Annotated in this window: 25 protein-coding genes, 1 tRNA gene and 1 riboswitch; of the genes, 11 read left to right on the top strand and 15 right to left on the bottom strand. The window is 45.5% G+C overall.

Going from position 1 to position 24,094, the window contains the following annotated elements; translation table 11 throughout:
- Positions 1-76 precede the first annotated feature (76 nt).
- The 3 genes from AC1VYS_RS00560 to AC1VYS_RS00550 all read right to left on the bottom strand — a co-directional run bounded on the left by AC1VYS_RS00560 (position 77) and on the right by AC1VYS_RS00550 (position 3,285).
- Positions 77-382, bottom strand: coding sequence for a DUF6171 family protein (locus AC1VYS_RS00560; protein WP_482912598.1), 306 nt, complete (start codon positions 380-382; stop codon positions 77-79).
- 3 nt (positions 383-385) lie between these two features.
- On the bottom strand, positions 386-1,867 hold the full coding sequence (locus AC1VYS_RS00555; protein ID WP_482912597.1) for an alpha-N-arabinofuranosidase: 1,482 nt from the start codon (positions 1,865-1,867) through the stop codon (positions 386-388).
- Positions 1,868-2,082: 215 nt separating this feature from the next.
- A complete protein-coding gene (locus tag AC1VYS_RS00550) occupies positions 2,083-3,285 on the bottom strand; it encodes a WD40/YVTN/BNR-like repeat-containing protein (protein WP_482912596.1) in 1,203 nt (400 codons plus the stop codon).
- Positions 3,286-3,615: 330 nt separating this feature from the next.
- On the opposite strand from AC1VYS_RS00550, the gene AC1VYS_RS00545 reads away from it, so the two are divergent.
- On the top strand, positions 3,616-3,747 hold the full coding sequence (locus AC1VYS_RS00545) for a hypothetical protein (protein ID WP_311282567.1): 132 nt from the start codon (positions 3,616-3,618) through the stop codon (positions 3,745-3,747).
- A 391-nt stretch (positions 3,748-4,138) separates the two neighbouring features.
- Here AC1VYS_RS00545 and speB read toward each other — a convergent pair whose 3' ends face one another.
- The gene (gene speB / locus AC1VYS_RS00540; RefSeq protein ID WP_090924873.1) at positions 4,139-5,008 is read right to left on the bottom strand and encodes an agmatinase; all 870 of its coding nucleotides are present in this window, start codon (positions 5,006-5,008) and stop codon (positions 4,139-4,141) included.
- A gap of 13 nt (positions 5,009-5,021) precedes the next feature.
- Entirely contained in the window at positions 5,022-5,849 is an 828-nt protein-coding gene (gene speE / locus AC1VYS_RS00535; protein ID WP_154892133.1) for a polyamine aminopropyltransferase, read from the bottom strand.
- 259 nt (positions 5,850-6,108) lie between these two features.
- On the opposite strand from speE, the gene AC1VYS_RS00530 reads away from it, so the two are divergent.
- Positions 6,109-8,187 (top strand): transglycosylase domain-containing protein, encoded by a 2,079-nt coding sequence (locus tag AC1VYS_RS00530; protein ID WP_482912595.1) that lies wholly within the window; start codon positions 6,109-6,111, stop codon positions 8,185-8,187.
- A gap of 187 nt (positions 8,188-8,374) precedes the next feature.
- Here AC1VYS_RS00530 and AC1VYS_RS00525 read toward each other — a convergent pair whose 3' ends face one another.
- A complete protein-coding gene (locus AC1VYS_RS00525) occupies positions 8,375-8,878 on the bottom strand; it encodes a YwhD family protein (protein WP_445648387.1) in 504 nt (167 codons plus the stop codon).
- 101 nt (positions 8,879-8,979) lie between these two features.
- Here AC1VYS_RS00525 and AC1VYS_RS00520 point away from each other — a divergent pair, with 101 nt between their 5' ends.
- The 5 genes from AC1VYS_RS00520 (at position 8,980) to AC1VYS_RS00500 (ending at position 14,079) form a co-directional block, all read left to right on the top strand.
- A complete protein-coding gene (locus AC1VYS_RS00520) occupies positions 8,980-10,971 on the top strand; it encodes a M1 family metallopeptidase (protein ID WP_482912594.1) in 1,992 nt (663 codons plus the stop codon).
- 10 nt (positions 10,972-10,981) lie between these two features.
- Positions 10,982-11,836: a hypothetical protein gene (locus AC1VYS_RS00515; RefSeq protein ID WP_482912593.1), complete on the top strand. Its 855-nt coding sequence runs from the start codon at positions 10,982-10,984 to the stop codon at positions 11,834-11,836.
- A 294-nt stretch (positions 11,837-12,130) separates the two neighbouring features.
- Positions 12,131-12,268: riboswitch (cyclic di-AMP (ydaO/yuaA leader) on the top strand.
- 3 nt (positions 12,269-12,271) lie between these two features.
- Entirely contained in the window at positions 12,272-12,742 is a 471-nt protein-coding gene (locus tag AC1VYS_RS00510) for a C40 family peptidase (protein WP_441930924.1), read from the top strand.
- A gap of 333 nt (positions 12,743-13,075) precedes the next feature.
- Positions 13,076-13,573 (top strand): GNAT family N-acetyltransferase, encoded by a 498-nt coding sequence (locus AC1VYS_RS00505; protein ID WP_482912592.1) that lies wholly within the window; start codon positions 13,076-13,078, stop codon positions 13,571-13,573.
- A gap of 149 nt (positions 13,574-13,722) precedes the next feature.
- Positions 13,723-14,079: a c-type cytochrome gene (locus tag AC1VYS_RS00500; RefSeq protein ID WP_482912591.1), complete on the top strand. Its 357-nt coding sequence runs from the start codon at positions 13,723-13,725 to the stop codon at positions 14,077-14,079.
- A 125-nt stretch (positions 14,080-14,204) separates the two neighbouring features.
- Here the strand turns inward: AC1VYS_RS00500 and AC1VYS_RS00495 are convergent, their stop codons facing one another.
- Together AC1VYS_RS00495 and AC1VYS_RS00490 are read right to left on the bottom strand one after the other, a co-directional pair.
- Complete coding sequence (locus tag AC1VYS_RS00495; protein ID WP_441930928.1) at positions 14,205-14,501, bottom strand: 4a-hydroxytetrahydrobiopterin dehydratase; 297 nt, start codon at positions 14,499-14,501, stop codon at positions 14,205-14,207.
- A 213-nt stretch (positions 14,502-14,714) separates the two neighbouring features.
- On the bottom strand, positions 14,715-15,008 hold the full coding sequence (locus AC1VYS_RS00490; protein ID WP_441930929.1) for a hypothetical protein: 294 nt from the start codon (positions 15,006-15,008) through the stop codon (positions 14,715-14,717).
- Between the two features lie 234 nt (positions 15,009-15,242).
- On the opposite strand from AC1VYS_RS00490, the gene motA reads away from it, so the two are divergent.
- Together motA and motB are read left to right on the top strand one after the other, a co-directional pair.
- A complete protein-coding gene (motA, locus tag AC1VYS_RS00485; protein WP_342556189.1) occupies positions 15,243-16,043 on the top strand; it encodes a flagellar motor stator protein MotA in 801 nt (266 codons plus the stop codon).
- Positions 16,030-16,848: a flagellar motor protein MotB gene (motB, locus tag AC1VYS_RS00480; protein ID WP_482912590.1), complete on the top strand. Its 819-nt coding sequence runs from the start codon at positions 16,030-16,032 to the stop codon at positions 16,846-16,848. Before motA ends, motB begins: the two co-directional genes overlap by 14 nt.
- 201 nt (positions 16,849-17,049) lie before the next feature.
- Here motB and AC1VYS_RS00475 read toward each other — a convergent pair whose 3' ends face one another.
- Both AC1VYS_RS00475 and AC1VYS_RS00470 read right to left on the bottom strand, forming a co-directional pair.
- The gene (locus AC1VYS_RS00475) at positions 17,050-17,751 is read right to left on the bottom strand and encodes a pseudouridine synthase (protein ID WP_441930931.1); all 702 of its coding nucleotides are present in this window, start codon (positions 17,749-17,751) and stop codon (positions 17,050-17,052) included.
- 18 nt (positions 17,752-17,769) lie between these two features.
- Positions 17,770-20,109 carry an ATP-binding protein gene (locus tag AC1VYS_RS00470; protein WP_482912589.1) on the bottom strand — a complete coding sequence of 780 codons (2,340 nt, stop codon included), beginning with the start codon at positions 20,107-20,109 and terminating at the stop codon, positions 17,770-17,772.
- 331 nt (positions 20,110-20,440) lie between these two features.
- On the opposite strand from AC1VYS_RS00470, the gene tadA reads away from it, so the two are divergent.
- On the top strand, positions 20,441-20,941 hold the full coding sequence (tadA, locus tag AC1VYS_RS00465) for a tRNA adenosine(34) deaminase TadA (protein WP_482912588.1): 501 nt from the start codon (positions 20,441-20,443) through the stop codon (positions 20,939-20,941).
- Between the two features lie 60 nt (positions 20,942-21,001).
- Complete coding sequence (locus AC1VYS_RS00460) at positions 21,002-21,568, top strand: GNAT family N-acetyltransferase (protein WP_482912587.1); 567 nt, start codon at positions 21,002-21,004, stop codon at positions 21,566-21,568.
- Positions 21,569-21,683: 115 nt separating this feature from the next.
- On the opposite strand, the gene AC1VYS_RS00455 is transcribed toward AC1VYS_RS00460, so the two are convergent.
- The 5 genes from AC1VYS_RS00455 to AC1VYS_RS00435 form a co-directional block, all read right to left on the bottom strand.
- Complete coding sequence (locus AC1VYS_RS00455; protein ID WP_482912586.1) at positions 21,684-22,781, bottom strand: hypothetical protein; 1,098 nt, start codon at positions 22,779-22,781, stop codon at positions 21,684-21,686.
- A gap of 270 nt (positions 22,782-23,051) precedes the next feature.
- Complete coding sequence (locus tag AC1VYS_RS00450) at positions 23,052-23,204, bottom strand: small acid-soluble spore protein P (RefSeq protein WP_123067169.1); 153 nt, start codon at positions 23,202-23,204, stop codon at positions 23,052-23,054.
- Positions 23,205-23,226: 22 nt separating this feature from the next.
- The gene (locus AC1VYS_RS00445; RefSeq protein WP_482912585.1) at positions 23,227-23,403 is read right to left on the bottom strand and encodes a hypothetical protein; all 177 of its coding nucleotides are present in this window, start codon (positions 23,401-23,403) and stop codon (positions 23,227-23,229) included.
- A 25-nt stretch (positions 23,404-23,428) separates the two neighbouring features.
- Positions 23,429-23,770: a hypothetical protein gene (locus AC1VYS_RS00440; protein ID WP_482912584.1), complete on the bottom strand. Its 342-nt coding sequence runs from the start codon at positions 23,768-23,770 to the stop codon at positions 23,429-23,431.
- A gap of 136 nt (positions 23,771-23,906) precedes the next feature.
- Positions 23,907-23,995: transfer RNA gene (locus AC1VYS_RS00435), tRNA-Ser, on the bottom strand.
- Positions 23,996-24,094 lie beyond the last annotated feature (99 nt).

The following is a 24,094-nucleotide window of genomic DNA, read 5'->3' as shown; positions in this document are numbered from 1 at the left end:
AAGCTTGCCCTCTTGCTTCATTATAATGAAATGAAACGTGCTCCCCTCATTTTACACCGAAAAATGAGGTAATGGATCATACCCACTGGGATGTATACGGGTAAGGGCAGGTAGAATCCGCCAGTTTGGCACGCACTTGTACAAGGCAGCCGCAATGCCGACATGTTGTTCCGTACTGTAAATCCGGACAGGCCAGGCAGATGGCAAGCCGCCGTTCATACTCATTATCCTCTACTGTTTCGCGGGAGCGTGAAGCGATCTCCACCAGACGTGCCATTTTGGCATCACTGATATGAATATCATACTGGCTGTCACACCCTTTACAGGGCTCATTTCTTCTCCCACTGATCAGCCGCTGATGTTCGTAGCCGAATGACTTCATACCTTAACCCTGGACAACGACCAGACCAACAGAAGCCGGTGGCAACACAAAACGCAATGTATTATTCTCCAAAACAAGCCCTTCCCATGCTTCAGGTTTCACCTCATCCGGCTGTTCAAACGTATTGTAAGCCCCGAAGTCAGCGTTATGCAGAAGCTGCCCCGACACACTCGCTGCCTGACCTGCTTCAATCTCACACACCACTTCAAGCTCATCGGTATGACTCAGATTACATGCGGTTACATGAATAACACCGTCTTTGTTGCGTGATGCGGACAAGCTAAGCTGCGGAATTGTTTCTTCTCCAAACGTATAGCCCGGGCTATCATAGCTAAGATCCAGACGCTGCGCATCCATATGAACCTGATACATATCGAACACGTGGTACGTCGGCGTCAGAAGCATTTTATCCCCTTCCGTGAGCACAAGGGATTGCAGTACATTGACGATCTGCGCCAGATTGGCCATATGTACCCGTTTGTTATGCTGGTTGAAGATGTTCAGATTCACTGCTGCGAGCACGGCATCCCGCATTGTATTCTGCTGGTAGAGGAAACCCGGATTGGTTCCTGGCTCTACGTTGTACCACGTGCCCCACTCATCTACGATAATCCCTACTCGGCCTTCCGGATCATATTTGTCCATGATCTCGGAGTGTTTTGCGAGCAATTCATCCATAAACAGCGTTTTCTTCAACGTGGTAAACCATTCATCCTCTCCAAAACCGGTAGCATTCCCTTTGTCTTCCCATATGCCTGTCGGAATCGTGTAATAATGAAGGCTAATGCCATCCATGAAACGGGCCGCTTCGCGCATCAATACTTCCATCCACTCATAGTTGCTATCGTTCGGTCCACATGCAATTTTATAAATCTGATTCTCCGAATAATTACGTACATATGTAGCGTAACGACGGTATTCATCCGCATAATATTCTGGACGCATGTTGCCGCCGCAGCCCCAGTTCTCATTACCCACACCAAAATACTTCAGTTTCCACGGCTCTTCCCGGCCATTCTGTTTCCGCCAGTTCGCCATAGGAGACTCACCATCAAACGTAATGTATTCCACCCATTCCTGCATTTCCTGCACGGTTCCACTGCCGAGGTTACCGCTGATATACGGCTCTGTACCAAGAAGTTCACATAATCTCATGAATTCATGTGTACCGAAATGGTTGTTCTCTTCAACACCACCCCAATGCGTATTGATCATGCGTGCACGTTTACTTTTGGGACCGACACCATCTTTCCAGTGATATTCATCGGCAAAACATCCACCCGGCCAGCGAAGCACAGGAATGTTCAGCTTCTGAAGTGCCGCAAGTACATCGTTCCGAATACCTTCCGTATTTGGAATAGGTGAATCTTCACCCACCCAGAGGCCTTCATAAATACAACGTCCCAAATGCTCGGAAAAGTGACCGTATATATTGCGATTTATTAATCCTTGGTCTGAATCAGCTTTTAAAATAACATTAACCATTATTTCAACCTCCTTGAAATGTGTTGTCAACGCTTACAATAACCTGTTTCGAGACAGCTTTCAACCCTTTTATTTCCTGAACAAAAAACCCTTTTCCTTATGCAGTCTCAGGAAAAGGGATCATTATGTTATTACATCATTTTAATCCAATTAAAAATACACATAAATCGCTTTGGTTTTGAATTAGCTAATACATTAATTCATTTTATAATTTGTTAATTTTGTTCTGACTGGAAAAAAAATTTTGTTAACCATGTCATTCCACCATCTGTTGTTGCATAAACGGCAGGCGCATTCCCACTTGTCACAACAAGCCAGCCACTCTTGGCTGCCGGAAAGGAGATACGGGAGCTGTAGCCTTGAGCTTTCAGATCAATATTTTTCCACGTGGAACCCCCATCAAAGGAACGCCCAATTCCAACCTTGCCTGCCGCTGGCGATCCAGCAGAGAGATAAGCAGTCTGGTTACCAATCAGTGCCATGTTGCCCGGATGTCCACCGGGATTAGCCGGTCCGGTTCCTTTGCCATCTTGATTGGAACCAGGGGCTGGCCCTGCTCCTGCTGTCGATTGCGCGAAAACCTGTCTCCAGTGCGTTCCTTGATCACCGCTCGCATAGAGTGAATAAGATTGCTGGGACATGCCCGCATCGCCATACAGGATAGCATATACCTGATATCCATTCGCATACAGGTCCGCTGCGCTCCATGTACTGGATTTCACCTGAAGAGCTGTATTCCAGCTCTTGCCTCCATTACTTGTCTTCTCGATCTTATAGCCTGTCCCGGGTACAACTATAACAGCATACCCCAGCTTATCTGTAATAAATGTAGCGGCTCTGGTGTTGGCTGGTGTATTTATTTCGCTCCACGTCACACCGCCATCGACAGTTCGATATGCACCGTTATAGCTGTATCCGTAGCCGTTATTTTTATTGCTAAAATCAATCCGCTTGAACGGCGGAACACCTGATGTACTCAGTCTTTTCCAGTGTGAACCCCCATCGTCCGTACGTATGAGATACGTAAGTGAGGAGCCCTTCACGCCCGCCAGTGCATACCCTGTAACGTTATTTGGGAAGTTTAATTGTTCGAACTGCCACTGTCCCGTGTATATGGGTTGCCAAGTACAGCCTGCATTCGAAGTTCCAATCAAGAACCCTTTACCTGCCGCCCGTCCTGTAGTTTGATTCAGAAAATCGATATCCGTGAATTGCAACTGCTGTCCTTCCACGCCACTGCCCTTTTTCAAATCTGATGTCAGTCCATGATCTCCTGTGCCGCATGTTGCGGTTAAAGGTGCTGCGCTGGCATCAGGTGATGTATGCGCCTGCCCCATTCCCCATAATAGTGTAAGCACTAGAGTGATCACACTTGCTCGTTTCCATGTCTTGGTGTTCTTGGTTGTCTTGATTCTCATCGGTGACACCTCCTTCTATCGTTTTACCCCAAATCACGCTTCATATCGTAACAATTCGGGTGAACGAAGATGACAATTTTGCAAGAAAAAAACACCTTTACCCATGATGGAGTTCATCTGGTTAAAAGTGGTGTGCAATACGTTATGTAACCCGGTTTATTCATTAACCCGAGTTTTTTTTATTTTTGGATAAACGATCCCAACATACACATACGTCTATTATACGATAGAGTAACAGGAACGTATGTGCTATAATTAGAAGTATGGGCTCATGATTGAGTGTGGATGTTTTCTGATCACGGCGTTGCTGTCCGAGAGGGGGTGACGTCGATGGTCAAACTTGTGGCGTTGCTTGATGTAATCCGGTGGATTGCTGCGATCCTCAGCATTGTGCTGAGTGGACGAAAGCTGTATCGTTGGTTACGCAAAAAGCTTCAGAGCAAGCGAAAACCCACCTCATAAGGTTGAACGCCTGACGGTGGGTTTTGCTTGAATAGCATTATTTAATTCTTGCACGCCGTGGCAATCCACAGCCTTTCAGGTCCTAAGAGTCATTATCGCGCCAACGATAATGACTCTTTATTTAGTATATGGTCGAACCCGCACACCCTATACTTCACGACTGTAATATATTGATTAATATATTACTAAACTCTTATGTGTCCAGTATAACATAGCCCGAAACATAAGTTAAGTTAACTTAACTTAACTTTCAACCTAGCATAATTCATTTTTATCGGCCACTATCCTGCTATAAAAACAAAAACTCGCCTGCACAGATGTTCACATCTGCACAGACGAGGATTTCATACTCGCTTTATACGTTTAGGTGTATTCAGCATTGCAAAAATATTTACTTCACGAATCCAAGCAGCATTTCACGAATCAACTTGGCCGCTACGATCTGTGTCTGTTGTGTCGGATCATAGATTGGTGCTACTTCCACCAAGTCACAGCCAACAACGTTCACATCCGATCCAGCAATCATGTGTACCGCTTCAAGCAGTTCTTTGGATGTGATTCCGCCAGCTTCTGCTGTTCCAGTTCCTGGTGCAGCAGACGGATCAAGCACGTCGATGTCGATCGTTACATAAACTGGACGGTTGCCCATTTTCGGAAGAGCTTCCTTCATTGGAGCCGCTACTTCAAACGGGTAGAAGTTAATGTTCTCACGACCATACTGGAATTCCTCGCGGGAGCCGGAACGGATACCGAATTGATAAATATTTTGACCGCCCATCAGTTCAGCAGCTTTACGCACAGGTGTGGAGTGAGACAGAGGCTCGCCTTCATAGTGTTCACGAAGGTCTGCGTGTGCATCAATGTGGATCAGGATCAGATCCGGGTATTTCTTGTACATCTGTTGAATCACGGGCCATGTCACCAGATGCTCGCCGCCCAGGCCAATCGGGAACTTGTCATCTGCCAGCAGGTTGCCGATGTACTCATGGATAACCTCAAGGCTGCGTCCCGCGTTGCCGAACGGCAAAAGCAGGTCTCCCGCATCAAAATAGGTCATATCCACGATACTTTTATCCAGATACGGGCTGTACTCTTCAAGTCCAACCGATGCCTGACGGATATGAGCCGGGCCGAAACGCGAACCCGGACGGAAGCTGACGGTGTAGTCCATCGGCATACCGTAGATGACCGCTTTCGAATTTTCATAATCCTCAGAGCTGCAAATAAATACGTTTCCTGAATAAGCTTGATCCAGTTTCATCTTCATTTCCCCTTTATTTCGTTAAATCTTCCACGAATTTTGGAAGTACAAATGCCGCTTTGTGCAGACGCGGAGAGTAATACTTCGTATCCATCTCCGGAATTTGAGCCTCGTCTACCTCAAGTGGATCATGCTTTTTGCTGCCCATGGTAAATGTCCATAGACCACTTGGGTAGGTTGGAATATTACAGCCGTACACATGTACGATCGGGAAGATTTCTTTGACATCTTTGTTCACCTTCTGGATCAGATCCGCCTTAAACCAAGGGTTGTCCGTCTGGGCAACGAAGATCCCGTCTTCTTTGAGTGCTTCATAGATCCCCTGATAGAAACCACGCTCGAAGAGCGGAGCAGCCGGGCCTACAGGTTCTGTTGAGTCTACGATAATAACATCGTACTCATCTTTATGTTCAATGATATGCATGTAACCATCGTTAACAAGCACTTCAACGTTCGGCTCATCAAGCTTGCCGGCGATTTCAGGTAAATACATTTTGGAATATTCGATCACTTTACCGTCAATTTCGACGAGAACTGCTTTTTCTACAGCCGCATGTTTGATGACTTCACGGATTACACCGCCGTCACCGCCGCCAACCACCAGCACTTTTTTCGGATTTGGGTGAGTGTTCAAGGCCGGATGTGCCGCCATTTCATGATATACAAACTCGTCCTTAACCGTCGTCATCACCATGCCGTCCAGTACAAGCATATTGCCGAATTCTTCGGTTTCAACCATCGCGAGATCCTGAAAATCCGTTTGCTCCGTGACGTAAGTCTGCTTAATCTTAGCGGTAATGCCGAACACAGGGGTCTGCTTCTCTGTAAACCACAATTCCATGATCGCTACCTTCTTTCCGTAAAAGTAATGAGTGATCATTTTAAAATGCATAATCACTGGTCTGTTCGTCCACACATGCTTTAGTATGTTGTGCCGAACCCTACCTTTTCATTACCCTTTTGCATTATACGCGATAGACGATTCAACTGTAAAACGGTTTTCAGGCCAAAATTGGCTAGAATTTGTTCACTTCGCAGCCCAATTGAATATCCCGGTTATTCCCGTCCCATACTGGAAAGAAAAGAGAGGAGCCCGTTCCATGAACAAGCAAAGTGTCAAGACCCGCAAACGCGGGTTCCGTGTACTCCAATTCATCAAATATCTATCCATACTTATGGCGCTCGGCCTGATCGCTACAGCCGCTATTCTGGTATATCTATACGCTACCAGCCTTCCCCTGGCTGACTCGGATCGCAACTCCAGACTACTTGATAGCCAGGGCGAGGTAATTGCCACATTTTCCGCTGGCGGCAAGGATTCGATTCCCGTTCAACTTCAGGATATTACCCCTGATTTGGTGAACGCTACACTAGCCGTAGAAGATCGTAAATTCAGGCAGCACTTCGGATTCGACATTCAAGGCATGGGACGAGCGGTCCTTGTCAATATTCAGCACATGCGGATGTCTCAAGGAGCAAGTACACTGACCCAACAGCTGGCACGTAATCTCTACCTGTCCCACGAGAAAACGTGGACACGTAAAGCCAAAGAAGCTATGTATACTGCACAGCTTGAGATGAAATACAGCAAAGACGAAATTTTGCAGATGTATCTGAATGAAATTTATTACGGTCACGGTGCCTATGGTATCGAAGCGGCTGCGCAGATGTATTTTGGTAAATCCGCTAAAAAGCTGGATCTGGCCGAGAGCGCCATGCTTGCAGGTATTCCGAAGGGACCGACTTATTACTCACCCTACAACCATATGAAAAACGCCAAGGATCGGCAGAAAATCGTGCTAAAAGCCATGATCGAAACGGGTAAAATTACGCAAAAACAAGCAGACTCCGCCTATGAAGAGATGCTGAACTTCAAACCGGAGAGCGAGCGCAAGACGGTGGAGAACGCGCCTTATTTCCGGGATTACATTCGAAGTCTCGCAGTGAAGGAGCTCGGCATCAGCGAAGCGATGCTGGATCACGGCGGGCTGAACATCTACACGACACTGGATTTACGTGTGCAGAAAGCTGCGGAAACGGCTGTTGTCAAAGGCATGGATGCGAAAAGCGAGCTGGAAACAGCCCTCGTGTCCATCGACCCTCGTACTGGCTACATCAAAGCTATGGTTGGCGGCAAAAACTATCGTACTAATCAGATCAATCACGTGCTGGCAACAACACGTCAGCCGGGATCAGCCTTTAAGCCGATTATGTATCTGGCTGCTCTCGAATCGAAGCAGCTTACCAGTGCCTCCATCTTCAACAGTCAGCCTACGCTCTTTCATTATGACAACGATCGCAAAACCTACAAACCCGGAAACTTTGGTGATAAATACCTGGGTGAAATCGATCTCAGGCAAGCCATCGCTGCGTCCGATAATATCTATGCAGTGAACACCATTATGAAGGTTGGCCCAGAGCAGGTCGTGAATATGGCCCAGAATCTTGGCATCACAAGCAAACTAAGTCCTGTGCCTTCTCTTGCACTGGGCACTTCACCTGTCAGTCCGCTGGAGATGGCTTCTGCCTTTTCCGTTATCGCTGCCGGGGGACAACGGACACCACCAATAGCCATTTTACAAGTGACAGATGCTGCCGGACGGGTGCTGTATGAATCCCCACAGACCAAAGCGGAAACGGTGGTTGAACCGGCAGCAGCCTATGTATTGACACGTCTGATGGAGAGTGTGTTCGAGAACGGAGGCACGGGCAATCGGGTATCTGCTACTATTAAACGCCCGGTAGCTGGCAAAACGGGAACAACGAATACCGATGCCTGGTTGGTTGGGTTCACCCCTGAGCTGTCCACTGCCGTATGGGTTGGTTATGATCAGGGCAAAGCCATCTCCACATCGGATGGTCGCCGGGCTGCCCCGATCTTTGCCCAGTTTACGGAACAAGCCCTTGCAAGCGTACCACCCAAAATCTTCTCCGTACCTGATCAGGTCGTGAGTGTATACATTAATCCGGAGACCGGAAAACTCGCAGGCAACGGCTGTGAAGAGAAGCGGCTGGAAGTGTTTATTCAAGGAACCGAGCCCACTGAAGTCTGCCGTGGCGAGGAAGAGAAACGGGATGCTGCGCAGGATGAAAAAGAACGTGCGGCAGAGAATCAAAAGGGAATTCAAGAGCAGAAGCATTCCTGGTGGAGTGATTTCAAACGCTGGTGGGTAGAGTGACGCATATCCGTAATGACTTAATTGCGTCATAGAGCCTCATGTATAATGATTCCATTTACTGAAATGGACATCTCATAAATATGCAGATGTGTGTATAGACCCTCCTCACATCTGCACTGAATACAAAACAAGCCCTGAACCAGAATAACTGGGTTCGGGGCTTGTTTTGCTTTGTTCTTTTTTTACTCTAAGCAAGCGCCTCTTTCAATTCATCGGGAGATGCGTTCCACCACTCTTCATTATGGGAGATCAGCAGGGTCTTCAATGCCGCTCGGTCTTCTGGTCCCAGTTCATCCAGCATAAATCGGCGTTTCATCGCATAATCCATCCGGTTGACGTGATCCGCAAGTAGTTTCCAACCCCGTTTGGCTTCCGTATCAATCCACATCTCACATGCAGTTGCCCCGCCATACAGCTGTCCTTGCTCCGTGCGATCTACAGCGACCCATACCAGCCATACTTGGCGTCCATTTGGAACATCTTCACGATTGGTTGAAAATTTGATGCCTCGTTCCACTTTACTCTTCGCGTGCATTGCACCAACGTCGATTTTGGCTTCGCCCTGATCAATGATGACCGGTGAAAGGTTGTTCAGATCAATGGAACCTGCACCGAAACCTTTATGTTTGCTCTTCGCACTCACGATATTCAAGGCAATCTGTTTCTTGCCGTTTTGCTCATTTTGGTCCATGTTCATAGCCTCCAAGAGTTGATATAAATATTTTAACTAATAATCAGCCCATTGCAAACATATACATGCTGTAGATGCTTGTCAACGGGAGGTATTTAACGATGATTCCACGACGCGCCAAGAGCTGGCTCACCGCATCCCTGGCCTTGTGTTTGCTTGCCGGAGGGATATGGATCACACTCGGTTACAATCGCTCCATTTCATCTGAGTTACCCGTACTCGCTCCAGAATCGGGCAAGCCTCCAGCCAAAACCGGAGCGCCCGCCCCCCCGGAAAGTGTACAATCCCCTACAGCCGAGGTATACAGCAAACGTGTGGTTGAATACCACATGGATGTGAAGCTGAACGAGGGAAACAAACTGCAAGGCACACAGACCATAACCTGGACTCATCCGGGTAAAAAAACGGTGAACGAGCTTTATTTTCATATGTACCCGAATGCATTCTCCTCTGCGGATACTACATTTATGAAAGAATCCGGCGGTAAGCTTCGCGGCGATGTCATGCCTACAGATGGTTATGGCTCCATGAAGTTTATCGACATGCAGACGGAGGACGGGCTTTCCCTGCTGCACCGGATGCAGTATGTACAACCGGATGATGGGAACATCAAAGATAAAACGCTGATCAAGGTTCGTCTGCCCAAACCTGTCAAAGGTGGGGAAAGCATCACAATCCGCACAAAGTTCGAAGTGAATTTGCCAAAAATCTTCGCACGAATGGGCAAAACGGATGATTTTGTCATGGCAGGCCAGTGGTTCCCCAAACTCAGTGCTTACGAGCCTGCTGGAAGACGGGGCCGTACCATAGAAGGCTGGAATCTGCACCAGTATCACGGCAATTCCGAGTTCTATGCTGACTTCGGTATCTACAGTGTGCGTATTCGAGTACCCGAAACATACAAAGTGGCAGCAACCGGATTTCCAACGCAGCAGGCGGTCTTGAAGAATGGCGAGAAAGTATATCAATTTTATGCCGATGATGTGCATGACTTTGCTTGGGCGGCCTCCCCTGACTTTGTCTATACAGAAGAACCCTTCTCTGCCCCCAACGTACCCGGCGTACGTATTAAACTCTACTTGGACCCGGCACATCAGGATCTGAAAGAGCGTTACCTTTTTGCTGCCAAAGCTGCATTGACGAATTACAGCAAGTGGTTCGGCCCTTATCCTTATGCCACATTATCTATCGTTGTCCCGCCAAAAACCGCAAACGGTGCCGGAGGTATGGAGTACCCCACTCTCATTACAGCCTTTGGAGCCGATGACACAACACCGGGTTACGATCTGGAGCGCACAGTTGCACATGAAATTGGACACCAATACTTCTATGGTATGGTTGCCAGCAATGAATTTGAAGAGGCTTGGCTGGATGAAGGATTCACCTCCTACGCAGAAGATAAACTGATGGAACAGGAATACGGATTGATTCCGAATCTACCGGTACAATCAGGTCTGATCACATCTCCTGCTCCTCTAACCCAGCCCTCGTGGAAGTTTGATTCGCAGAATCAATATGCTTCCAACGTATATACCCGAGGCAAGCTCGTGCTTCTCGGCATCGAACAGCAAGTCGGAGCGAAGACCATGGAACGAATCCTTTCGACGTATGTCAAAAAATATCGTTTTAAACATCCCGCAACGGTCGATTTCCAGAAGGTGGTTGAGCAAGTCACCCGCACCTCTTGGGCGGATTATTTTGACCAGTACGTCTACCAAAGCGGCATGGCCGATTTTGCTGTGGAGAAGATCAACGTTTCTTCTATAGAAAAGGACGGCCAAAAAATGTACGAGTCCTCTGTCACTATTGTCAAAAAAGGCAGCGACTTCCCAAATGTTCCTGTCCGGATTGCTTTTGAGGACGGCCATACCGTAACTAAGGAATGGGATGGCCGCGAGGAGCGCATTACCTATAAGCTCACATATACATCTCCTGTCACCTGGGCCATGACCGACCCTTTGTATGACATTGTGCTCGAAAATCGCCATATGAACAATTTCCTGAGAACCGGACTGGATGAGCAAGCCAAATCCCGCTGGAACATGAGTGCTACGAAATTAATTGAAGCCATATTCGGAGGTCTGTCATGGTGAGGTGGAGACAGTGAAAGCAAAAATTCGTGAAGGCTGGTTTCTCGTCCGTCAGCATATGTTTATTGCCGCACTTTTATTTGTCTATCAATTAATCTGGGGATATTTTATCTATCGGCTTGTTCAATCGGCTGTCGTTCCTCTTCTGCTACGTTACCCAACAGACGATGTCGGAGAGCTAAGCACACTTTTATTCAAAATGGAAAGCCAGCTGAGTCTGTCTGGCCCGGAAGTCCAGCGCTATCTATGGATTCTGGGTGCCATGTTGCTGCTTCGCCTGTTGATCAGTCCACTCATTCAAGCAGGATTGCTTTACTCCCTTCAACATTACAATTCTACAGAAGAACGCATTCCTTTTATTCAGGGCATTAAAAAGTTATGGAAACCGATGCTCCTGACGCACACCATACGTACAGTACTCATACTACTTCCTGGATACTGGCTCGTTCCCATTTTGTATTCAACAATAATGGATAGCTTTCATTCTCTTCATCTATTACTTCCTGGCATCCCATATGTAGCAAGCTGGATCATCTATGGCTGGATTGTACACCATGCCGTGCTCTATATGCAGTTTGGCATTTCTGACCCTGAAGGAGAAGGACGAACTCACGGTACATTTAAGGGACTGTGGATTGCTGTACGCCGCATCTTCCCTGTCATCGGCATTGCGCTGGCGCTCGGAGTTGTTCATTTGTTTGTCTTTGGTGCATTCACATCTGCCTCATGGTTCCTGACAGGACTCTCCGGGCTGATCTTGCAACAAACCTACCCCCTTGCCCGCAGCCTGCTCAGCATGTGGAAAATTTGTAGTCATTTTCGCTTATGGCAATCGACATCAACCAGAAATGAAGATCATATAGGTTAATCCCACAATTTCGCATGCAATCTGATATCGCTTTCAAAAATAAAAATTTGTTACCATCTCATGTTAAACATTTCATTCGTTATTGCGTATAAATACACAAACCTCGACCTTTCCCCGTCAAAGGTCGAGGTTTTTTTTGCTAATTTTGCTGCTAAACGTTGCCAAAGTACTAAGCCTCTGGTACAATAATCGCAGTGAGCTTTTAGTAACAACTTTGTAATCTTTAAATCCTTATTTGTAACAACTTAAAATTAAATCCTTAAAATTAAATTTTCTTTTCTTTTTCAGGTGCAATAACTAGCATAGCCAAATTCTTGGCACCTGGGAAGCGGGGGAACCAGTTATGGGTGAATTGATCTTGAAACAGAGGGATCATAGGGGACCTTCAACCGAATCCTTAAGCTAACCTCGCAGGCGTTGGAAGGGGTATATCACTTGTTTAAGAAGAAACTTACAGCAGCAGTACTTAGCCTCACATTTGCATTATCACTTGGAGCAGGCAGCGCGTTTGCAGATTCTAAGATGGATAAAGTCATTGATTCAGCAATGGGAACTACATACAAAAGCGGAGGAACAACACTTGATGGTTTTGACTGCTCCGGATTCACACGGTATGTATTCGACAAACTAGGTATTGATTTGGCTCGTCAATCTAGCTCTCAATACGACATGGGGGATTCCGTATCTCGCATGGAGATGAGACCTGGAGATCTGGTGTTCTTTAACACAACAGGTAAAGGCGTGTCTCACGTAGGTATTTTTGTAGGAAGTGGCAAGTTCGCACATTCTTCTTCTTCCAAAGGTGTAACGATCAGCTCATTGAGTGAAGATTACTGGGCTAACCGCTACATTGGCGCTAAACGGATTATGAGCACGGACGCGTATGAGTCTTTGGCCCTCGACTAGGGACAAGCCGGAATCAACATCATACTGTAACGAAGTATAAACAGAACCGCCCGGTACATTCTCCGCAGGAATGTATCCGGCGGTTTTTTTATGCTTTCTGATCCCATGTGGTTGCTGATGCTACAATTCATGTATATGTTCCTGAACCAACATGTTATCTTCCTTCGTTGATCCGTGCCCTTATGATGTTTTTACCCAACCCGTTATAATATAAACGGAGTGATCCGTACTTTTGTTTCATTTTTTTCTGAGAATTGAAGACTTGTCAAATGGACAGGTCTTTTGTAGAGTGAACAATGAACGGATAACGGAGAGAGGAGCATGCGCTTTTATATGAAGAATGAAGCCCCTTTGACGTTTCATGTGGTGCCTATGCAGGAAGGTCATGCAGAACTCATCTGTAGCTGGCAATATGATCCGCCTTACAATATCTATAGCTGGTTGCCGTGGGAACAGATGAAAGCACTGGAAGTCGAGTTTGGAGATGCACAACTGCGAGAAGAGCAATATGCCATTGTCCTGAATCAGGATAATCATGTGTATGGTTTTGCACAGTATTTTCCGCTCCAGAATGTTACACGTATTGGCCTCGGCATGCACCCGAATCAATGTGGTCAAGGTCATGGCAAAGCTTTCGTTGAAGCCATCGTACAAGAGGCCATCCGCCGCAATCCGTACAATGAGATCGATCTTGAAGTACTTACTTGGAACAACCGTGCTATTCAAGTATATCTAAAGAGCGGATTTATCATTCAGGATACATATGAACGCCAAACCCCAAGTGGTTTAAAGCCCTTCTATTGCATGGTCTATGAAGGCCCTAGAGCGTAAAATAATGATTAAAATGGTTTCAATTTGTCTCTCTTTGGTGATTAGTTCAAAAAATTACCACAAAATGCTATGATGTAATGACAGCTTCCGTTATAATGATAGGGATAGTTTGAGTTAGATGATCTTTCATTCTGGAGGGGACATAAGGGATGCACAAATGGATCATGAGCGGGGTATTTTTTGCAGCATGTGCTTTAGCTATTGTTTTAATGTTTACGCTTCCAGGTAAAGAGGAAGTAGAAAAGGAAGCCAAACCGTCCATGCCTGAAGTAGCTATGGATGCTGGACAGGCTGAAACACTGGTGAAAGCCAACTGTATTTCCTGTCACGGTGATCAGCTTCAAGGTGGCGTAGGCCCGGCTCTTGCAAACATTGGTAGCAAGGACGATGTGGAGAAAATTTATTCCACGATTGTCAAAGGTAAAGGCGGCATGCCTTCCTTCAAAGGCAGACTGCAGGATGAGGAAATCGCCCATATCGCTATGTGGTTGGCAGAGAAGAAATAAGTGTCACGACGCAAGGCATCAAAGAGAGGCTCTCGTTTTCCCGTTTGGGAAGCAAGAGCCTCTTTTTTTAGTGGTTAAGGGCAATATTCTGTAGGCAGATTTTAGAACTAGGATGCTACTGCAGATTATTCTGTTCTCATTTTCTCAAATGCTTCATTGTATTGCTCTGCTTCCTTAATGTCTACCGATGTAATGCCGCCCTCATCCCATGACGTAAGACGCAGCGTAACCGTTGTATAATCAATAGTAATAAAAGGATGATGATTGAATGCTTCCGAAATCGCGGCGACTTCGTCTACAAATGCAATCCCTTTCATATAGTTAGAAAACATAAATTTGCGGACAATCCACCGTCCCTCTTCCAGTTCCCAGCCTTCCAGCCTTCCCAGATGAGCTTCGACTTCCTCTTGCGTAAAAACCATGCGTTATCTTCCTCCCCATATGATGAGACATCGCGGACTTGAATCCACGTGACCATCGACACCTTCGCACGCTGCCCTACAGCTTTAAAGGCAGGCCACCGCCCTGCGGCACCTTTTTTCATGAGTATCATCTTACCACGTCAAAGCGCCAAAATCCATAGAACAGACGGCTCAGCGCCTTGATGCGCAAGGTCTTATCGTCGATACATTTTCTTAAATTAAAGGAACAAATGTTAATTCTTCTTCTCCAATTAAAATATGAATTCGATGCTGTTCCTTATCATGGATCACGACGCCGCTACCAACCGGTATGACCGCTTCCTCCCCGAGAGCATAAAACAGATCCTCTGCCAGGGCCTCATCTACTTCATGCTGTTCCGTTTCCCCCAGTCTCCCCCACTCTTCCGCATCCATTTCAAAGAAAACATAGCGATCCGGGATGCGCCCGATGGCCACAGTTAAATCTGTCAATATTCCTTCATAATCACGTCCATGCTTTACGCCCATTGACTTTTCACTCCTACTCACCCCGAAAGAGGCGGATTTGTTCTTATTATACCTGAAAATAACCCTTAAAAAAAAAGGCCCTCTGGTCGATAAATACTATACATGACCGTTTCAATCGTTTCGGCAGCCATGGAGGCAGCCAAACATGCAACGGATTGCGGCAGAACGTTCGTCCGGAAGCCCGAATTCAGCCGCTTGAAAGGATTCAATTTTATCTCATGGATGAGGTGTATGATGGAAATTTCAACGATTATCGGACTAGTTTTGGGTTTAGTCTCCCTTGTACTTGGTATGTTTCTGAAGGGTGCCCCGCTGATCAACCTCGTTAATAACCCGGCAGCTTACGTTATTATCTTCGTTGGTACGGCAGGAACCATCTTTATGGCGTTTCCTATGTCTGAAGTTAAGAAGATTCCGAAGTTATTCGGTATCCTTTTCAAAAAGCAACAATTGATTGACCGCGTCTCTCTGATCGGCACATTTATGGACTGGGCTTCCACTACCCGTCGTGAAGGTTTGCTAGCACTGGAGTCAAAAGTAGAAGAGATTGATGATCAATTCCTTCGTGGCGGTATGCGGATGATTATTGACGGCAACGATCAAGAATTTGTAAGTGACGTCCTGATGGAAGATATTCATGCGACCGAAGAGCGGCATCGCGGCGGTGCACTGATCTTCGCTCAAGCAGGGATGTATGCACCAACACTGGGGGTTCTCGGGGCTGTAGTAGGTCTCATCGCTGCACTTGCCGACCTCAGTGACATGGAGAAGCTCTCTCATGCGATTGCAGCCGCATTCATTGCAACACTCCTTGGTATCTTTAGTGGTTACGTGTTGTGGCATCCGATGTCCAACAAGTTGAAACGGATGTCCAAGAAAGAGATGGAAATCAAGTTGATGATGGTTGAAGGGCTCTTGTCTATTCAATCGGGTGTATCAACCATTGCCATCAACCAAAAGTTATCCGTATTCCTGACACCTTCCGAACGTAAACAACTGGAAGAGAAGGAGGGATCATCAGGTGAAAAAGGCTAAAAAGCACGAACCGCATGAAGAACATATCGATGAAAGTTGGTTGCTTCCCTATTCCGACTTGATGACCTTGCTGCTCGCCTTATTTATCACCCTGTTCTCCATGAGCTCACTTGATGCTGCCAAATTCGAGCAAATGGCTTCAGCACTAAGCAGTGCACTCAACGGAGGCTCAGGTGTCCTGGATCATACCTCCATGAATCCGACTGAATCCAGTACGGATCTTGGCAAGAACAAGGATATCCCTAAGGAAATTACGAAGAAGACACCTGCACAGATCACTGATGCTCAGATGGCTCAGAAGGAACAAGAAAATCTGGAGAAGCTGAAGAAACAACTCGACAAGTATATTGCTCAAAATGGGCTTTCAGACCAGTTGAACACGAAGCTCAACCAGTCTGAACTGAAGATCACCATCAGTGATAAGGCCCTGTTCTCCTCCGGACGGGCAGATGTAAAACCTGAATCACGCTCACTGGCCAAGGCGATCTCCAGCATGCTTCAAGAGTTCCCTGAGTACGAAATTGTCGTATCTGGTCATACCGATAATGTGCCCATTTCGAATAACCAATATAAGGATAATTGGGATTTGAGTGCAGATCGTGCCTTGAATTTTCTGAAAATCCTGTTATTAAATACTCAGTTGGACCCTTCGAAGTTCACGCCTAGTGGATATGGCGAGTATCACCCAGTCGCCAGCAACGATACAAATATCGGAAGAGCGCAGAATCGGCGTGTAGAAGTGTCGATTATCCGGAAGTATCAAAGTAAGAATACCAATGCAAAATCCGTGAGTGGCAGCAATTAGAAGCCCTCAGCAATACATGAGTTCAAGACCGTTCTCCATTAAGCTTAAGGGGAACGGTTTTTCTCTCTTTTAAACCATAGTATAGGTCGTCCCCCTGTATTTAAATCAAAAAAGCATTGCCTCCTCTTGTAAGGAAACAATGCTTCTCTTCACTCTTACTAATGCAGAACAAATCATTGACTGATTCTCGTTCTTCACTTCCTATTCCAGCGAATAGTCCAGCAAGCTGCCCAGCTCTGCCTTTTCAGCGGCTGTAAGCTCCCTCCATGATCCTGTCGCCTGTTCTCCAAGGTGAATGTTCATAATGCGAATCCGTTTCAGCTTGCGAACCTCGTATCCGAATGCACTAACCATGCGGCGAATCTGACGATTTTTTCCTTCCGTCAAAATAATTCGGAACACACGATCTGTCATTCTGGTTACTGTACAAGGCAAAGTCATTTCACCCAGAATTTTGACTCCTGTACTCATGCCTTTAAGGAAACTCGGCGTAATGGCTCGATCAACCGTAACGATATATTCCTTTTCATGACGGCCTTCCGCTCTCAGAATCCGATTCACGATGTCACCATCATTCGTCATCAGAATCAAGCCTTCCGAATCCTTGTCTAGACGTCCAATAGGGAAGATCCGTTCATGGTGACCAACAAAATCAACGATATTTCCCTGAATATGCTGCTCGGTCGTGCTGGTGATGCCCACGGGCTTGTTCAGCGCGATGTAAACATGCTTTTTCTTCTCACTAATGGGCTTGCCGTTAATTCGAACATCATCGCCCTCTTCTGCTTGACTGCCCAGCTCCGCCTTAACGCCATTAATGGTCACCTGACCACTCTCAATTAACTTATCAGCTGCTCGACGGGAGCAGTAACCTGTCTCACTAATAAACTTATTAATACGCAAAAGGTCATCTCACCTCATCTAGTTCTCTTCGTCTGGTTGTTGTTCTTCCGCTGTCTGTTCTGCCTCTTGTAACTGCGGGTGGAGTTCAGAGGCTGGCAGTTCAATAATGACCGTCGTTCCTCTCTTCATTACACTCTTAATATCCATCATGCCCTTATGTGATTGAATAATGCGTTGACTGACCATGAGGCCGAGTCCCGTGCCTGATTCTTTATTGGTGAAGAACGGCTCCCCAAGCTTTGACATCATCTCTTCAGGAATACCGATCCCTTCATCCTTGATTTCAATTCTTACCCGCTTGGCAAGCTCATCAGCCTTAAGTTTGATATGGATGCTTCCTCCATTCGGCATCGCTTCCATTCCGTTTTTCAGCACATTGATAAATACTTGCTTCAACTGATTCTCTTCACAGTGTACCATAGCCGAGTCTGATGAGGCATGCAATACAAACTCTACCCCGTGCAGATGAGCCTGACTATCCAGCAGCGAGATGACATCTCCAAGAATGAAACGAATATCCCGTTCCTGAAAATGAACGGCCTGCGGCTTGGCCAAAATAAGAAACTCACCTACAATCAGGTTGATTCGATCAAGCTCGGATAACATCAGATCCAGATGGCGATGGTTTAATTTGTTGCTTTCCTGTTGAAGTTGTAAAAAACCGCGCAGTGTCGTAAGGGGGTTACGAATCTCATGAGCTACACCAGCTGCGAGCTGTCCAACCGTTGTTAACTTCTCGGACCGTCTAAGCAGCTCTTCCATCCGATTACGGCTAGTAATATCCCTTGAGACACTGATGAGTGCTGTAATCTCACCAGCCTCGTCCCTCACAGGCGCTGTACTAACACTGACCTCGACCCTTGTCCCATCTTTCTTCATCCAGATTGTTTCGTTGGACGTAATTGACATGCCCTCAACCAGCTGTGCATGCTGCTTCTTCATTTCCTCTTCCGCCTCTGGCGGGATAATCTTCAGCAAACGCCCTTCTACCTCACGGCTACGGAAACCATATAGTTGTTCAAAAGCTCGGTTGACCCGCAGCACTTTTCCTTCGAGATCTGTTATATGAATTGCATCGGCGGTTTGATTGATGATAGACTCCAAATGCTCCTTAACTGCCCGGTTTTCTTCATACATCTGTTTCAAGCGGCTTGTGTAGTGACCAAGATTTCGAATCATGGCATTAATCCGGTTGGCAAGTTGTCCAAGCTCATCCTTGCGTTTAATTTTCAAACGGAAATCAAAGTGCCCATCCGCCACATCATTCACCTTGCCCAGGATCGATTGGATTGGCCGCGTGATGTAACCAGCCAGCAAGTAACTACCAAAGATCACAATCTCCAGCAACACCAAAGATATGGAAGCATGGCTGACCAATTGCTCAGAGACCATCGAGGATATTTGTTTATAATCCATGACAATACTGATCACATAGGAAGACTCATTCGGTGTGAAGATCGGAATAAAACTCTTCAAAACCTTCTGATCATGTGTCTCACTAACAAATGATACATTCTGCCCGGTGCGAACAGCCCTTACTACAGCGCGATGATCTTCATCTACCGAGCCATACTGATATGTACCAAAACGAATCGGTCTGTTGTTCAGTTTGCTAAAGTTCGTATCTCTTCCGTCACCACTCATCTCCGGACTGGCAAACGTCAACGGATTAATGCCTGTAATCTCCAGAATGGAAGGATTGACTTCACGAATTTTATTTAAAATTTCATCCGGGCTAGAGATTTTCACATAGTCATCTACTTCAGTATTATTATAGAAGGGATTGATTATGTAGTTTCTCTTTCCATCATGGTAATATCCCCAGATATCAATATCTGTAGGACTGGAAGTCGAATATTCGAACCCATCTGACCAGAAATGATCCAGTTTCTGCCCTTGGGGAATCGTTACCTGATGCTTCTCAAATAACTGCTTAAACGCCTGGTACCAGTATGTCATCGATTTTGTAGACAAACCAATCTCTCTTGGATCAGAAGAACGGTTAACCACGATGTCATCATCCGTCTGTTCCAGAAGGGAGATATGAGATACACCTACTCTTTTACTCAAACGAACCAGGTCTTCATTGGTAATATTTTTGATGTCTGGATCTAATTCATCTGCTGCCATTATAGAAGCAAGCCACAAGTTGTTGCCGATCTGCCTTTTTACATATTCAGCACTGTACTGATTCTGTTCGACAGAAATTGCAATCTGTTTGGCTGTGAGCACCATCTTGTTCTCACTATCCTGCCTCAGATTCTCTTCTGTAGTATAATAGCTCAGTGCGATATTTAATACCAAAATAACAAGCACAGAGCACGACATAATCATGGATAATTTCGTTTTAATAGACAAATTTTTTGTTCACCTCTCGGCTTATGCCCTCTGGCGATATATGGCAAAACCTATATCCATCATAACGCTTGTATGACTATTTGAAAAGGATAATTGCCCTTTGCCCAAAAGTTACCGCTCAGGCTGAACAGGTCGAATATTGTTGTTTATTCAATTTCCATGAAATGCAATGAAATTTATCACTTGATTTATTCACAAATCCACAGGGTTGTGGATAGTATGTTCATAACTATGTGATTAACTACTAGTTATCCACAATTCTATACACAACATGTTAACAAACCGAATACTTGTTCGCTGAATAAACGGGAACGGAAGGAGTTTTTCACTTATGAATGATGATTTTTCCCAGCCTGATCTCATAAAGATGACCGAGGAAGAGCTGCATGAGTATTGGATGAGACAAGCGATCGCAGAAGCCCAGAAAGCTGAAGCGCTTGGTGAGGTACCTATAGGAGCCGTCATCGTGCGTAACAACGAAATTATCGGACGTGGGTATAATCTGCGGGAAACTACACTGGATTCTACGGCACATGCGGAGATGGTAGCCATTCGTGAGGCCAGCAAAGTCATTGGAGCTTGGCGCTTACTGGACTGTTCACTGTATGTTACTCTAGAACCTTGTCCAATGTGTGCTGGTGCGATTGTACAATCCAGAGTTCCACGCGTCGTCTTCGGTACTGCTGATCCCAAAGCAGGCTGTGCAGGGACACTGATGAATTTGTTGCAAGAACCACGTTTTAACCATAGAACCGAGGTTATTGCGGATGTTCTGCAACTGGAGTGCTCTTCCATGCTGACCCAATTTTTCAGACGTTTACGTAAAAAATAAGTTTCAAGACACACCATAATTCCATCGCAAAAAACTGCATAAGAAAGGAAGTCTGCTGGAATGACACTAACACTTTATGATACAGCCCATGGAATAAGTCTTCGGTTACTCACCACCCAGAATGCACAAGCCTATCTTGAATTGATTAGTCTTACCCGAATCCCTTATCAAGCAGTTGAACCGGTTCGGGAGAATGATTTTTATACACTTGAAGCGCAGACTCGGCGGATCCAGGACCGTGTGCAAGCGGCTGACGAGGGTAACGGTTATCAGTTCGGAATTTTCAACATTAAGGATGACCTGCTCATCGGGCAGATCAGTCTGAACAATGTTGTACTCGGCGTTGCTAACTACGCAGATATAGGTTACTTTATCCATCCGGACTATCAAGGCGGCGGTCGTATGTCAGCAGCTGTGAAGCTAGCTGTAGCCTATGGCTTTCGCGCTCTAAAATTAAATCGTGTACAAGCTGCTGTACTGCCTTCAAACCACGGCTCAAAGCGGGTTCTTGAGAAAAACGGATTTCAGCCTGAGGGGATCGCTAGGAAATATTTGAAAATCAACGGGATCTATCAAGACCACCAAATATACGCTGTGCTTGCTGAGGATTTGGAGAAGGACTTTTAGCGCTGGTTGATGCGATATGTGGCATTGGGTCAACATAATAAAACCGTCTGACATTCAGGCTGGAGAAGTTCATCCTCCAGTTGAATATCAGACGGTTTCGTTTTAATTCTAGGTTTTAGTACCCGCCGTAAGAGGAATTCATCATTTTCTCGAACTCTTCCATCGTGATTACATCATCACCCGTTGGGATATTGATTTTGAATTCAGGTTTTTCGTTAATCTTAGTGTACGTATTCGATCCCGTAAACGCCAATTTCACTTCGTCTTTGGTATCTTCCGGTTTGATCAGCATATCAGCAACCATTTTTTGATATACTGGGAAGTCATTTTTATCCAAAGCAAAATCGATGTTAAATGTGTTGATTGTCAGAACATCTTTTAATTTATCCAGATCTTTCGTCATCTTAGCTTGATCTGCTTCGGAAATTTTCAAATCTTCTTTGGCTTTATCGATATCCGCTTGGCTCAGTTGCAGCATATCCCGGTACTCTTCTTTGGAGACAATGTCCATTACCTTAGGCAATGCTTTGGTTACTAGTACTGTAAGAGCTTCTTTCACATTGTCATTGTTCACCGAAAATTGTACAACTTGCTTTGCATCTACGCCTTCTGGCAGCTTAGCATCTTTGGTATCGAGATTTTTGAAAAATTTATTTTGATCATATTCACCCAATACCGCATCCATGATTTCATTGCTCAGCTTTTGTGTTTTGGCAGCATCCAGTGCATCAGGGTTAAATTCAGTACCCTCTTGCTCCGCCAACTTTTTCAAGTCAAATTCAATGAATTTGTTCACGATATTTTCCGGAATTGGCAGGAATGGAATGTTTGGCACCTTCACATACATTTTCTCTTTAGTCAACACCATAGGAATATTAAAGGTCATTCCCATATCACCTTTAAGCTCGATGCCAACGGTCATCTCTGTCTGCATTGGCTCGCTTTGGTATACACCTGTGACATTCAGTTGCGCATCTTTCAGCATGCTCATAAACTGGGTCATGCTTGGATCCGTCTGAGATGCATCACCAGGTTTATAACTCAATTCATTAATTGTAAAGTTAGAACTCATTTCATACGATGTTAATTTAGAAGCATTTGCTGCAGCCGTCTTCAATGCCTCTTTTGGCTCTTGCTTGCTACTACATGCTGTTAAAGCCAAAGATACCGTTAACAACAACGTAAGAAGAAGCGCCCCCATGCGTTTAGTCATTTGTTTCTCTCCTCTCGTGATAACCCCAAAAAAATAATTCAATATCAATGATATACCATCTCGGCTGATACTGAAACCTCATTTGGGAAAATTGTGTTTTTTCCTCTTGAAAATGGCTACAAAGACCTAGGTCAGGAACGGGATGATCTGACTGCTAGTCTTTCCATATGTATGAATACGCAAAAGCCCCCTGTTTGGTAACAAGGGACTTTTGAATTTTTATATTTTTATATGTGTGATACTTATCTTATGACCAAACACTTGATAGGGTTATCCCTCTGGATTCAGATGATCCACATGGTTCTGATTCTTCACTTTTTTAGAGCCAGACAATGGTTCCTGCATGGAAGAGCGCTTGGATGAATGACGTTGCTGATGGTTATCCTGAGCTTCAGGTACAGGAATTGCTTTGGGTTTACTCATACAAGTGCCTCCTCATCATAAGTCAAGAATGGGATGGGTCTCTGTCTTCCGTTTTATCATGATTTAAAGCATCCTGATGACGGCGATCATTGGAATCCTGCTGTATTTGATTGGCATGATGACTATTAACTCCAGTTTGGTCGAGATCTCCAACAACATTTTGTAGGTTTTTGTCCACACCTGACTTAGCTTTAGTCACACCATTCAACTCCTTTTGGTTCACGTTAAGATTTCGTTATCGACTGCAGAGACTGGGCACATTCGTGAATATGTCTGGTGTAATCATGCGCCAGTTCCTGAATGGGCTCTGTACGTTCATCCGTTGCTCGCCCATCCCGTTCCACATCCACCAGCTCTACACGAACTTCACGGGAATCAACATATTGGCATTTAAAATCAAAAGAATACATTTCATGACCTGCTGTTGCAATGTGTATCCGTATCGCCTGGTTATCAGCTTCATCAGCCATGATCTGTGCCTGATCACCCACATTCAGGACTTGGGGCAAACGATCCTGCCATGCACCTACAAGTTCGTTCTGTTCGATGTTTAGCTCGCGGTTCATCTTTACCACCTCCACTTCTATAACGTGTGGAAATGATGTTGTTTTTATGCATGCTAAGTTTGCACTCTTTTTTATATATAAAATACAAAAAAAGGACCTGAGCATTAACGCTCAAATCCTTGTTATAAGTGTGGTATGGCGGAGAGGGTGGGATTCGAACCCACGTGGGCTTGCACCCTAACGGTTTTCAAGACCGCCCCGTTATGACCGCTTCGGTACCTCTCCATACATTCATTTATAAACTTGCCACGAAAAGTATCATACCATAGATCGATATCAGAGTGCAAGTTTTTTATTATCTTTTTTTAATCAAAAACCAACTTC

Source organism: Paenibacillus sp. G34, assembly GCF_056856875.1.
This window is presented reverse-complemented; position numbering and strand designations above follow the sequence as displayed.